Below are 12,277 nucleotides of genomic sequence, written 5' to 3' on the forward strand. Positions count from 1 at the left end.
GAGTAGCGGCACCGGGGCAGGCGGTGCTCCGGCGGGGAGCGGAACGGGCAGTCCGGGGCGTGATGGGTTCGGGCGTGGAGCATGGGGCGGCCACTCGACTTTGCGCATCTGGGCGGGGCTGGCGCGCTGGTCGGGTGCCGCTTCAGGGCGCGTAGCAGGCGGCCTCGACCAGGCGCCGCACCTTGGGCGGGATGGGTTCCGTCATGTCGCTCTCGCCGACCGAGGTGACGAGGTGCTCGAACCACAGATGACGCCGCAATCGCGCCAACGCATCGGCGAAGGTCGCGGCCGGCTTGGGATACCACGCGGCACGTCGCGGTGAGAGAGCGAGGCGCTCGGCATGCTGGTGCACATAGAGCGCGACGATGCTGTAGAGGCCGAGCAGCAGCGGCGTGGTGCGGAGGACGGCCGGGTCCGACCACTGCCTTTGCGTCTCGACGCCGAGGTGCGCGCGGGCCTCCTCGTAGGTGGTCTCCATCGCCCAGCGGCGGCTGAAAAGTTCCAGCACGTCGCGCGGGCTCGCCTCCGTGTCGGTGCACAGGAAGGCCTCCGGCTCGCGCCGGCCGTCGGGGTAGCGGACCAGGATCCACAAGATCGGCACCATCGGCTTGCCGGGATGGTGCCAGAGCGCCGTGCCAGAGGTGTGTACTCGATCCAACCGGCGCTGCGCCACGCGGCGCGGCTGGCCTGGACGACGCGGCGCCAGCGCGTCGCCCGATCGGTCGTGCGCGCGACGAGCGAGGGCTGCCGATCCCCCCTGGCCGCCGGCCGGCCGCGCCGGTCCCAGCCGCAGGGCGGGTCGAACAGGCGCGCGTCGCGCCGCAGCCGCGTGATCACCGCCATGCGGGGCCGCAGGGCGTGCAGCAGTTCGAGGGCGGCGAACTCGCCGTCCATAACGGCGACGATCGGCCGGTCCGGCAGCCAGCGCCGCAGCGCTAGCAGCAGCCGGCGGGCCCAATCGGTGACCGGACGGTGCCGCCGTCCATGGCGCCCGGACCAAGCCTTACTCGGGGTCAGGGCGGTGAGGACCGGCAGCGCCCAGACGCGGCCGGCGAACGGCACCTCCACCAGCACCATCGCGCTCAGCCAACGCAGGCCGCGGCTCGTGGCCTGCCACGCGGCCGAGGAGCGGCCCGCGTCGTAGAAGTGGCCGGCCGGACCGATGCGCCGGCCGCGGCGGCGCTCCAGGGTGTGGTCGACGCCGACGACGACCGGCCCCGCCGGGACGAAGGCCGCTACCACCATCCGCAGCAGGATGCGGGCGAGGGCGAGGCTCGACCAGGCATTGCGGTTGAGCACGCGGTGGAAGGCCGCGAAGCCGGGATGCTCGGCCAAGCCGAGCACGCGTAGGCATGCCGCAACCGTTCGCGGCCCGATGGCGAGCAGCGCGCCCACTGCCAGCGCCGCCACAGTCGGCCGGGTGCGCCGGGAGAAGGCGGCCAGGAAGGGCGCGAGCCAGGTGGTGAAGCCGGGCGGGAGGCGCAGCTCGGGGCGGGCCATGGCGGACCTGTAGGGCTATGGTTCCGCAGGCCCGAACGGGTTGGGTGCTGGGAGGATCGGCATGCGCGGGCGCGATCCGGTGGCCGAGCGGATCGCCGCCTTCCCCTGGCCGCGCGGCGGCGTCGAGGTCCGCCGCATCGCGGGTGGCTACTCGGTGCGGTCGGCGCGCACGGGTGCGCCCGTGGCACGGCTGAAGCCGCTGCCAGAGGGCGATCGCGTTGAGGTCCTCTGCTGGCGCCGCGGCGCATGGGGGCCGGCCGGCCCGTTCGGGGCGAGCTTCAACCTCGATGACGCGCTCGCCTTCATCGCCTCGGAGCCGGCGTTCTGGATCCACGCCTGACCTCCCGGCGCCGTGAAATGCGCAAAGTCGAGGGCCACCGTGCGCGAGGCTTTTCGAACGTAACACGAACGAATGGCGCTGAGCGAGCGTTTTCAACCGCCGCGCGACGAGGGTGGCGTTCGTTGTCGGCGGTCGTCCCGGGCCTCAACCCGTCCGGCAAGCAGGCAGCCGGGCCGCGAGGTGCCGGCGCGTGGCCTTTCACGGTCGGTGGCCGTGACGCGCTGCGCCGCGGTTCGCGGGCTATGTCGCCGGCTGCGCCCGGGTCCACGATCGGGTGTCGCGGCGTGGAACTCGCGCCGGCCGATGTTGGAGGCGCCGCGCTCCGGCGGCCGGCGGTCGTTTTGCGCTTCCCTGCGGGACGTGGCCCGGCGCCGCCTCTCTCGGCTGGCCGAACTGCCCCGGGACGGTCGCCGAACCACGGGGTGCCCCTGCATCCAGGGATGCCGGAGGCGCGAAATCACGAGGCCAAGGCCGGAGCCCAGTGACGGGAGCTTGTTTTGAAATCGAACTGAAATTGGATGTTGGATGGCGCCGACACCGAATCGCGCCCGGGCACCCGGTCGGCTGTAAGGGAACCCAAGCCATGCCAACGAACCCCATACCCCAGCCGCTTGGGCAGGAGTTCCGCATCGACGCCACCATCGCCGGCAACCAATTCGGACCCGAGGTGGTCGGCCTCGCCGACGGAACCTTCCTGGTGGCGTGGCAAAAATCAGGCGCCAACTTCACCAGCGGCATCTTCGCCCAACGCTTCACGGCCGCGGGCGACGCCATTGGCGCGGAGTTCAGCGTCGGCGGGGGCACGTCCGAGAGTCAGTACCTACGCACGATCACGCCTCGGGAGGACGGAGGCTTCGACGTGTATTGGTACAATGGGCTTTCGACGAACGACAACGTCTTCGCCCAGCGCTTTTCGGCCAGCGGCGCCGCCTTGGCCGCTGAGGTGCATGTCGACGCGGCCGTGGCTGCGGCGCAGGTCTGGCCGACGGACTCGGTTTTGCGGGACGGCGGCTTCGTCCGCGTCGAGCATCGCCTCGTGGGCTTCCGCGACATGGACGCCTTCGCCCAGCGTTCCGCGGCCGACGGGAACGCGGTGGGCGAGGAGTTCCGCGTCAACCTCACCACGGCCGGAGGGCAAACGCAGCCTGCGGTCGCCGCCCTGGCGGACGGCGGTTTCATCGTGGCTTGGCAGCACGCCGACAGCACCGGCGCCGGCTTGTTCGCCCGGCGGTTCGCGGCGGACGGCAGCGGCGTAGGCGGGGAGTTCGGCCTGGACGGCCCCGCGGACTCGGGACCATTCGGGGCTGATCTGGCCGCGCTGGGCAACGGCACCGTCGTTGCGACCTGGACGCGGAGCAGTGACGACGGCGGAAACGACATTTACGTCCGGCTCTTCTCGGTGCCGCCGCTTTCCGGCGGCACCTCGTCGCTGCCTTGCGAGGTCGAAATAACCCTAGGCGACGCCGAGCGGCCCGAAGGCGGTGCCGGAGCGGGCGCCTTCGCCTTCACCGTCGTTCTGAACGCCGCTTCCGCCACCGAGCAGAGCGTGCGGTGGCAGGTGGAGGGGCGCGGCCCGCGCGCGGCGGACGCGGCCGACTTCGAAGGCGGCGCGCTGCCCTCGGGCGAGATCGTCTTCGCCGCCGGCGAGACCCGGAAGACCGTCACCGTCCGCGTCGCCGGCGACGAATTCGTGGAGGCCGACGAGGGCTTCGCGCTGATGCTGCTATCGCCCTCCGACGGCTTGGCGGTCGGCGCCCACGGGAGCGCCGCGGCGACCATCCTCGACGATGACCTGCCCGCGTCCGCCCCGCCCGCGCACGCGGCCAAAGTGGCGCGCCTCTACGACGCGGCGCTCGACCGCTCGCCCGATCGGGGCGGCTTCGAGTTCTGGGTGAACGCGCTCGGGAAGGGCGAGGCGCTCTCGTCGCTGGCGTCCGGCTTCCTGGCGTCGGAGGAGTTCGCGGCCCGCTTCGGCGCGTCCGCCGACGACGCGGCCTTCGTGGAGCGGCTGTACCAGAACGTGCTCGGCCGCTCGGGCGAGGCGGAAGGGCGCGCCTTCTGGTGCGACTCCCTGGGCAAAGGCGGCGCTCGCGCCGAGGTGCTGGCCGCGTTCTCGGAAAGCGCGGAGCACGTGGCGCTCACCGCGGACCTACACGGGGAAGGGGCCGGCCTTCTCATCGCCTGACCGGCGGGCGATCGCCGCCACGGCGGCCGGGAGGGGCCGCCGACGCTCACAGGAACGTGTGGGGATAACGGCTGCATTACGGCGCCGCCATCCGTGAGCGGCGGCGTTGGCGTGGGGGCGGCGCCCGTTGGCGCCCCATTCCCATTCCAAGTGAAGGATTTCCGGCATGGCGCACCGCTTTTCTCGTCACGCCGCCTGTGCGGCGGCTGTCGCCTTGGCGTTGTTTTCCGCCGGTGCAGCCTCCGCCCAGCGCGACGCCGCGACGCCGTCCCGGGGCGAGGAGCGCACCGCCGAGGGCCTGCTGGCCCGGACGGGCGACGGCTCCTTCGGGCCGGTGAAGTTCGACTCGAGGGACGCGCCTTTCGGGTTGCGCAACAACAATTGGGTGTCGCTGAAGGGGCCGAACCTGGAGGGCCGGTGGCCCGGGCAGACTGGGGCCAACTCGCAGAGCTTCGCCCGCTTCGACGACCCGATCCACGCTGTGCGCGGCTTCATCGAATTGATCCGGTACTACCAGGAGAAGCACGGCGCCCGGTCCGCGGCCGCCATCATGCGGCGCTACTCGCCGGCCGGCGACTGCTCCGGCGCGCCGTCCATCCCGGCCAGCGAGCGGCGCGACGGCGGCGGTTGCCCGGAGAACGAGACCATCGCGCCGGTGACGGCGGTGCGGGCGGCGCAGGCGGCGGGGCTGAAGCCGACGGACGACATGGCGCTGTTCGGCCCCGCCGGCGAGATCAGGCACCCGGACCGGTTGCGCGCCCTGCTCGACGCGGTGGTGACGCAGGAACTCGGCGCGAAGCACTGCCCGCAGCCGCCGAAGGGCGAAAGCTGGATCGGCTGCCGGGTGGACGACGCGGCGTTCAACCGCGCCGTGGAGCTGTACGGCCGGCAGAAGGGGCCGACGGAGGAGGTCGTCTCCCGGTAGCGGGCGGCGGATCAGGCCGTCGGCAGCCGCACCTCGACGTCACCGCCGAACCGCTGCGCCAAGCGGCGGTCGGCGGTGAGGAGGGGCGCGGCCTCGCGCATCGCCAGGGCGACGTAGAAGCAGTCGTAGGCCGGGTGGTCGCGGCGGAGCGCGAGGTCCAAGGCTTGGTCCTGCAAGGTCCGGAGCGGGGCCAGGCGGGCGAAGAGGCCGGGGAGGTTCGCTTGCGCCACGCGGGCCTCCGCTGCGCCGATCGCGCCCACGCGGACTTTGCGCCACAGCGCGTCGGCCACCTCCGACAGCACCAGTTCGGGCGCGACCACCGGCGTCGCGCCGACCATGCCGCGCACCACGGCGCTGTCCGGCTCCTCGACCGCGAGCTTCACCGCGGCCGAGGCGTCGAGCACCAGGGTCAACGGCTGTCGCGGCCCTCGCGGATCATGTCGGCGGCCGTGGGTTCGCCCGGCCGCCAAGGACGGGATCTCGCGCGGATCGCGTCCAACGAGGCCAGCGCCTCCCGCTTTCGCCGCTCGTGGCTCGGTGGGCCGCTTGGTTGAGGATGTCGCGCAGCTCGGCTTCCAGGCTGCGGCCGGCTTCGGCGGCGCGTTCCTTGAGGCGTGCGACCGTTTCATCGGGCAGATCGCGCACCAACACCTGGGCCATCGCTCGGCCTCCACTTGCCAGCGATGCGCTGTCATAAGGGATCGGCTGTGCCGGCGCCACATCCGAGGGCGGGCGTCACGCCGCCTTCATGTGCTCCCTGAGGCGCGGCATCAGTTCCACCAGGTTGCAGGGCTTGTGGCGGGCGTCGAGCTGGAACAGGAGGATGTCGTCCCAGGCGTCCTTGCATGCGCCCGTGGAGCCGGGCAGGGCGAAGAGGTAGGTGCCGTCCGCCACGCCGCCGAGCGCGCGGCTCTGCATCGTGGAGGTGCCGATCTTGCGGTAGCTCAGCATCCGGAACAGCTCGCCGAAGCCCTCGATCTCCTTTTCCAGCACGCGCTTGAAGGCTTCGGGCGTCACGTCGCGGCCGGTGATGCCGGTGCCGCCGGTGGTGATGGCGCAGTCCACCTCCGGGTCGGCGATCCAGCGGCGGAGCACGGCCTCGATGGCGTCGGCCTCGTCGCGGACGATCTCGCGCGCCACGCAGCGGTGGCCGGCGGCCTCGATCCGCTCTTGCAGGGTCTGGCCGGATCGGTCGCTCGCCATGTCGCGCGTGTCGGACACGGTGAGCACGGCGATGTTGACCGGCAGGAAGGGGAGGGACTCGTCGATCGGCATCGGGGGGCGGGACCTTTCGCGTCGGGTGGCCGTCAGCGCTCCGCGACGGGGCGCCACTCGTGGATGATTTTGCGCCCCGGCAAGCCGAATGCGAAGAAGTGCCCTTGGAAGGGCTGGTCCCGGCCGCGGGAGATCGGCGCGCCCAGCAGGCGGCAGAGCAGTAGCGCGCCGACGCCCCCGTGCGCGACGAAGGCGATGTCGCCGCCGGGATGCGGCGGGTGTCCCTCTGCGCCGGCCTTCAGGGCCCGTCGGGGCTCGCTTGCCCTCCGCTCGGCCTGGGTGCCGTGGTCCCTGTTCCTTCCCTGGTGCCGCCGTGCAGCATCGCCTGGACGCGCCGCGCCAGGGCGTCGAGCTCGAAGGGCTTGCCGACCACCTCCACGCCCGCCGGCAGCGGCGTGCCGGCGTAGCCGGTGATGAACAGCACGGGCAGGCCCGGGATGCGCTCGCGCGCCGCTTCCGCCACCTGCCGGCCGTTCATGCCGTTCGGCAGCCCGACGTCGGTGACCAGCAGGTCCGGGCGGGCGGCTTCCAGGACCCTCAGCGCTTCCGGCCCGTCCCGCGCCTCCAGCACCGCGCAGCCGAGCTCGCGCAGCCGGTCGGCCAACGGCCCGCGCGCCGCGCCCTCGTCGTCCACCAGCAGCACCGTCCCGCGCCCGCCGGGCCGCGGCGGCGCCGCCGCGGCCGCCGCCTCGGCCGCTCCCATGCGCTCGTGCAGCGGCAGGAGGAGGCGGACCGTCGTGCCCCGTCCCGGCGCGCTCTCGATCCGCACCAGGCCGCCCGATTGCTTCACGAAGCCGTAGACCTGGCTCAGCCCCAGCCCGGTGCCCTGGCCCTGCGGCTTGGTGGTGAAGAAGGGCTCGAACACCCGTTCGATCACCTCCGGCGGCATGCCGGTCCCGGTGTCCGAAACCGAAACCGCCACGTAGCAGCCCGGCGGGGCCTCGCCGTCCGGGATGTCCGCCGCCGAAAGGCGGACCTCCTCGGTGCCGACCAGGAGCCGCCCGCCGCCGGGCATGGCGTCGCGGGCGTTGATGCACAGGTTCAGCAGCGCGCTTTCCAGCTCGTTGGCGTCGCACACCACGCTCCCGGTGCCATCGCGCAGCCGCAGCTCCAAACCGACCCCGGGCCCGACCGCGCGGCGGATGAGGTCCGCCATGCCGGCGACCAGCGCGTCCGCGTCCACCGGCTTCGGGTCGAGCCGCTGCCGCCGCGCGAAGGCCAGCAGGCGCCGCGTCAGCCCCGCCGCCCGGTCCACGGCGCCCCGCGCGGCGTCGAGGTAGCGCCCGGCCTCCCCGGCCCGGCCCTCGGCGACCCGGCGCCGCGCCATCTCCAGCCCGCCCGCGACGCCCTGGAGCATGTTGTTGAAGTCGTGCGCGATGCCGCCGGTGAGCTGGCCCACCGCCTCCATCTTCTGCGCCTGCCGCAGCGTCTCCTCCGCGGCCATCAGCTCCGCCGTGCGCGCCCGGACCCGGTCCTCCAGCGCGTCCGCCGCGAGCCTGGCGTCCGTGACGTCGACGGCGCAGCCCGTGTAGCCGAGGAACGCGCCCGCGTCGTCCAGGCGCGGCACGCCCTCGCAGCGCATCCACCGCGCCGCGCCCTCCTTGTCGCGCACCCGCACCTCCGCCCGGAGCGGCCGGCGCGCCTCGAAGGCCGCGCGGAAGTCCGCCTCGAAGCCGGCCAGGTCGTCCGGGTGGACGACCCGCCGCCAGCCGTCGCCGTGCATCTCGCCCGCGGGGCGGCCGAACACGTGGCCGAAGTGCATGTTGGCGAAGACGACGCGGCCCTCGGCGTCGGTCATCCAGATCAGCGCCGGGGCGCTGTCGGCCATGTGCCGGAACCGCGCCTCGCTTTCGCGCAGCGCCGCTTCGGCGCGCTTGCGGTCGGTGGTGTCGATGCAGAACTCGACGGCGGTGCCGTCGCCGAGGTCGCGCCCGGCGAACAGCATCCAGCGGCGCGAGCCGTCCTTCAGGAGGCACTCCTTCTCGTAGGGTCCGAACCGCCCGGTGGCGGCGAGCTCCTCGATCCGTTCCTCGCTGGCCGCCATCCATTCGGGCGGCGTCATCCGCCGCCACGTCAGCGCCCCGGAGGCGATGTCGGCCCGGGCGTAGCCGGTCATCCGCAGGAAAGCCTCGTTGGCCTCGACCGCTGCGCCGGCGTTCTCGAAGAAGACCACGCCGACCGTGTCGGTCTCGATGGCGCGCCGCAGGCGCCGCTCGCTCGCGCGCAGCCGCTCCTCGGTGCGGCGGCGCTCGGTGACGTCCTGGCCGATCTTGAGGAACCCGCGCACCCCGCCGTCCGCGCCGCGCAGCGCCGTGGTGCTGCCGTCGATGAACACCCGCGCGCCGTCCTTGCGCAGGTGCCAGCGCCGGTCCGGCGCGGCGCCCTCGGCGCGCGCCGTCTCGATCTCCTTGGCGTCCTCGTGGCGCGCCCGGTCTTCCGGCGTGAACAGGATGCTGCCCGATCGCCCGACCGCCTCGGCCGCCGTCCACCCGAAGACCGCCTCCGCCCCGGGGAACCAATCGGTGATTCGACTCTCCGGGTCGGTGACGAAGATCGCGTAGTCGCGCGCGTTCTCGACGACGAGGCGGAACCGCTCCTCGGCCGCCCGTAGCCGGCCGGCCTTGTGCAAGCGGTCTATCACGGGGCCGAGGATGGCCGCGTAGGTGCGGAGGAACCCGGTGTCCTCCTCGCCGAAGCCGCGCGGCTCGGTGCTGTCCACCTCCAGCAGGCCGTAGGCCCGCCCGCCCGGCAGGAAGACCGGCACGTTCGCCAGCGCGGCCACCCCGGCCGCCTTCATGGAGGCGGGCACCTCGAAGCGGTCCTCCTCGTTGATGTCCGGGCTGATGACCGGCACGCCGGCCCGGATCGAAAAGGCTCCGGAGGAGCGTTCGCCCATGGGCAGGCGCAGCTCGCCGACCACGCCCAGGTCCCAGCCGACGCCGGCCCGCACCAAGAGGGAACGGCCGTCGCGCTCCAATTCCAGGATCTTGGCCCGCTCCGTGCCGAGCGCCTCGCCCACGAGGCGGCAAGCCTCCGTCAGGACCTCGTCCAGGTTCTCGCTGCGCAGGGCGAAGTCGCCGAAATCGGCGAGCGCCCGCTGCCGCTTCACCATCTGCTCGAAATCCGTCATGGGCTCCGTCTGGTGGCCGTGCGCTTGGGGGGGGGGCGGGGTCGGGGAAGGGTGTATAGGGCAGGTGAACGGCGTGGGCTCGGCCATGGTTCTCGGACGGCAGGCCGGCCGGCAACCTACCGGGCCGGCACGCTTTCGGGGTGCCGCCAACAGGGAGTCATCGGGAATGCCGCGACGCCGCGCCGTCTTGGGTACGGGAGCGCTCGCCCTCGCCGCGGGGCGGCGGGGCTCGGCGCAGGGCGATGCCCCTCGGGGGGAACGGCCCTTGCCCGGCCCGCTCCGCCACGAGCCGGGCGAGTTGTTCTTCACCGACGCCGGTGGCAAGGCGGTCTACCTGGCCGGCATCCACACCTGGACCTCCGCCCAGGACCGGGGGCCGGCCTTCGACTGGCCGGCCTTCCTCGCGCTCCAGGAGCGCTGCGGCGGCAACCTGCTCCGCGTGTGGGCGACCGACGGCCCGGACGACTTCAGCGTGGACGGGCCGACCCGCCCGGTGCTGTTCGCCAGGGCCGCCGACGGGCGGTACGACCTTTCCCGGTTCGACCAGGCCTTTTTCGACCGCATCCGCGAGCGCGCGGTGGAGGCCGGGCGGCGCGGGATGTACGTCAGCCAGATGTTCTTCAACGGCTGGAGCCTCCAGTTCGGCGACGAGAAGCGGAACCCGTTCACCGAGTCGCCCTGGAACGCCCGCAACAACGTCAACGGCATCAACGGCGACCCGCGCGGCACCGGCTACGGCGCCGACGTGCAGACCCTGCGCGACCCGGCCATCACGGCGATCCAGGAAGCCTATGTGCGCCGCGTGGTGGACGCGCTGGGCGACCTGCCGCACCTGCTCTTCGAGGTGAGCAACGAGTCGGCGAACGACGAAGGAACCTGGGACTGGCAGGACCGGATGCTCGACACCGCGAAGCGACGCCTCGCCGAGCGGGGGTGGGGCCGGCCGGTCGGGCTGACGGCCGCCGCGGGGTGGCTGGGCGGCCGGGACCGGATCGCCGCGCGGCTCGCCGGCAGCGCCGCCGACTGGGTCAGCCCGGACGGCGACCGCTACAAGACGGACCCGCCGCCCGCGGACGGCGCCAAGGTCAGCATCGTCGATTCGGACCACGTCTGGGGCCTGGGCGGGCAGAGCGTCGATTGGTGCTGGCAGGTGTTCACGCGCGGTCACAACCTCTGGTCCATGGACTCGCTGAAGAACCCCGGCATCGCCGGGAGCCCGCCCTCGACCAACACCAGCCCCGAGCAGGCGGCGGCGGAGGACGCGGCGCGCGAGGGCATCCGGCAGACCCGCATGGCCTCCGAGATGGTGGACCTGCGCGGGGCGCGGAGCCGCGGCGGGCTTTGCAGCACGGGCTTCCTGCTGGCGGACCCGGCGGATGGCGACTTCGTCGCCTACGCCCCGAAGGGCGGTGCCTTCACGCTCGACCTGTCCGGAGCCGCGGGCAAGCGGCTGGCGGCGCGGTGGGTGGACACGGGGGCGGGGACGGTGTCCGAGGCCGGCGCGGTGGAAGGCGGGAACGCGGCGCAAGGCTTCTCGACGCCGGGCGGCAGGCCGGCGGCGCTGGTGCTGCGGCCGGCGGACCGGGCGGCGCGGCGGTGAGCGGCGGCGAGCCCGAAGCGCACCGCTTCGCCGACGATGGCGCCGGCTTCCCCAACTCGCCGCTGCCGCTGCTGGTGTACCGGGGCGCGCTCCCGCCCGACCCGGCGGCGATGGAGCGCGCCTTCGCGGTGAACGGTTGGTCCAACGCTTGGCGGGACGGCATCTTCCGCTACCACCACTTCCACTCCATCGCGCATGAGGTGCTCGGCATCGCCGCCGGGGAGGTGCGCGTCGCGTTCGGCGGGCCGTCGGGCCGGGAAGTGGCGGTGCGGGCCGGGGATGTGGTCGTGATCCCGGCGGGCGTCGCGCACCGGAACATGGGGCAGGGCGCCGACCTGCTCGTGGTGGGCGCGTACCCGGGCGGCGCGGACTACGACATCCGCAGGGGCGACCCGGCCGAGCGCGCGGCGGCGGTGAGGGCGATCGCCGCGGTGCCCTTGCCCGAAAGCGATCCCGTGTCGGGCCGCGACGGTCCCTTGCGCCGGCTCTGGACCGAGGAGGGCGGCCGGCGAACGGAGCCGGCGGCGTGAACCGGCCGCCCGGAGGCGCCGACCGGGCGGCCGGTCCGGGGCGTCAGAGCCGCCTCGGGGAGGGCGGCACGCCGGAGCGCCCGGCGCCGGCCGCCCCTTCGCGCAGGAGGCGGCAGGCGGCCGCGGCGTGGTAGGCGGCCCAGGCGCAGATCCCGCCGAACTTGAGGCCGTCTTCCAGCAGGACGGGGATGCCCTCATAGGCGTCGGAGTAGGCGAGGTCCGCGAGGACGCTCGAGCCGAGCAGGACAAGGGCGGCCGCCAGCAACCCCGCGTCCATGGACAAGTGGAACGCGCGGAACCGCCACAGGTACCAAGCCATCGCGGCCGCGTAGGCGGCGAGCGGGAGCAGTTCCGGCAGGCCCAGGTAATCCGGGACGAACGCCTCGTGGACCATGAGGAGGTCGTCGAGGCCGAGCACCGCCGACAGCGCGCCCCCGGCGGCCACGGCCGCCCGCTCCTCGTCCCAGCCCCGCCGGTGCAGCGCGGCGGCGGCCGTCAGGCAGGACACCGCCGCCGTCCACCAGGCGAGCACCCCGAGGTTGGAGAAGAAGCCGACGTAGAAAGCCTGCACGCTGTAAGCGTTGGGGTCGCGCAACAGGCGGCTGGGCTCCACCCCGAACACCAGCGTCGCCGCCGCCACCGCGGCGAGCGGGCCGGCGACGCCCACGGCGTAGAGCCACAACGCCGTAGCCGTTCGCGCGCGCCGCCCCGCGGGCGGCGCCGGCGCCTCAGTCGCACCCGCCGGCACGGCACGCCCCCCGCTCCCCGGGGCCGGGCCGCGGCCCGCCGGCC

General features: G+C 73.7%; 11 protein-coding genes and 1 pseudogene. 5 read left to right on the forward strand and 7 right to left on the reverse strand.

The window, feature by feature from the left end; all coding sequences use genetic code 11:
* Positions 1 to 142: 142 nt before the first annotated feature.
* Both ABD067_RS23230 and ABD067_RS23235 read right to left on the reverse strand, forming a co-directional pair.
* Complete coding sequence (locus ABD067_RS23230) at positions 143 to 673, reverse strand: hypothetical protein (protein ID WP_343897801.1); 531 nt, start codon at positions 671 to 673, stop codon at positions 143 to 145.
* A 35-nt stretch (positions 674 to 708) separates the two neighbouring features.
* Positions 709 to 1,500, reverse strand: a pseudogene (locus ABD067_RS23235) (IS701 family transposase); the annotation flags it as partial.
* Positions 1,501 to 1,561: 61 nt separating this feature from the next.
* Here ABD067_RS23235 and ABD067_RS23240 point away from each other — a divergent pair.
* The 3 genes from ABD067_RS23240 to ABD067_RS23250 all read left to right on the forward strand — a co-directional run bounded on the left by ABD067_RS23240 (position 1,562) and on the right by ABD067_RS23250 (position 4,950).
* Positions 1,562 to 1,840: a hypothetical protein gene (locus ABD067_RS23240; protein WP_343897791.1), complete on the forward strand. Its 279-nt coding sequence runs from the start codon at positions 1,562 to 1,564 to the stop codon at positions 1,838 to 1,840.
* A 583-nt stretch (positions 1,841 to 2,423) separates the two neighbouring features.
* Complete coding sequence (locus ABD067_RS23245; protein WP_343897792.1) at positions 2,424 to 4,025, forward strand: DUF4214 domain-containing protein; 1,602 nt, start codon at positions 2,424 to 2,426, stop codon at positions 4,023 to 4,025.
* Positions 4,026 to 4,239: 214 nt separating this feature from the next.
* Complete coding sequence (locus ABD067_RS23250; RefSeq protein WP_343897793.1) at positions 4,240 to 4,950, forward strand: hypothetical protein; 711 nt, start codon at positions 4,240 to 4,242, stop codon at positions 4,948 to 4,950.
* A gap of 11 nt (positions 4,951 to 4,961) precedes the next feature.
* Here the strand turns inward: ABD067_RS23250 and ABD067_RS23255 are convergent, their stop codons facing one another.
* The 4 genes from ABD067_RS23255 to ABD067_RS23270 form a co-directional block, all read right to left on the reverse strand.
* Positions 4,962 to 5,354 (reverse strand): type II toxin-antitoxin system VapC family toxin, encoded by a 393-nt coding sequence (locus ABD067_RS23255; RefSeq protein ID WP_343897800.1) that lies wholly within the window; start codon positions 5,352 to 5,354, stop codon positions 4,962 to 4,964.
* A gap of 31 nt (positions 5,355 to 5,385) precedes the next feature.
* Complete coding sequence (locus tag ABD067_RS23260; protein ID WP_343897794.1) at positions 5,386 to 5,610, reverse strand: FitA-like ribbon-helix-helix domain-containing protein; 225 nt, start codon at positions 5,608 to 5,610, stop codon at positions 5,386 to 5,388.
* Between the two features lie 75 nt (positions 5,611 to 5,685).
* Positions 5,686 to 6,225, reverse strand: a complete 540-nt coding sequence (gene moaB / locus ABD067_RS23265; RefSeq protein ID WP_343897795.1) for a molybdenum cofactor biosynthesis protein B — start codon at positions 6,223 to 6,225, stop codon at positions 5,686 to 5,688.
* Between the two features lie 238 nt (positions 6,226 to 6,463).
* Positions 6,464 to 9,355, reverse strand: coding sequence for a PAS domain S-box protein (locus ABD067_RS23270; RefSeq protein WP_343897796.1), 2,892 nt, complete (start codon positions 9,353 to 9,355; stop codon positions 6,464 to 6,466).
* Positions 9,356 to 9,620: 265 nt separating this feature from the next.
* Here ABD067_RS23270 and ABD067_RS23275 point away from each other — a divergent pair, with 265 nt between their 5' ends.
* Together ABD067_RS23275 and ABD067_RS23280 are read left to right on the forward strand one after the other, a co-directional pair.
* The gene (locus tag ABD067_RS23275; protein WP_343897797.1) at positions 9,621 to 10,955 is read left to right on the forward strand and encodes a glycoside hydrolase 5 family protein; all 1,335 of its coding nucleotides are present in this window, start codon (positions 9,621 to 9,623) and stop codon (positions 10,953 to 10,955) included.
* The gene (locus ABD067_RS23280; protein ID WP_343897798.1) at positions 10,952 to 11,485 is read left to right on the forward strand and encodes a cupin domain-containing protein; all 534 of its coding nucleotides are present in this window, start codon (positions 10,952 to 10,954) and stop codon (positions 11,483 to 11,485) included. Before ABD067_RS23275 ends, ABD067_RS23280 begins: the two co-directional genes overlap by 4 nt.
* Positions 11,486 to 11,528: 43 nt before the next feature.
* Here the strand turns inward: ABD067_RS23280 and ABD067_RS23285 are convergent.
* A partial coding sequence (locus ABD067_RS23285) for a hypothetical protein (protein WP_343897799.1) occupies positions 11,529 to 12,277 on the reverse strand: 749 nt, incomplete at its 5' end.

The sequence above is a fragment of the Craurococcus roseus genome, assembly GCF_039523795.1.
GTDB classification, from domain to species: Bacteria; Pseudomonadota; Alphaproteobacteria; order Acetobacterales; family Acetobacteraceae; genus Craurococcus; species Craurococcus roseus.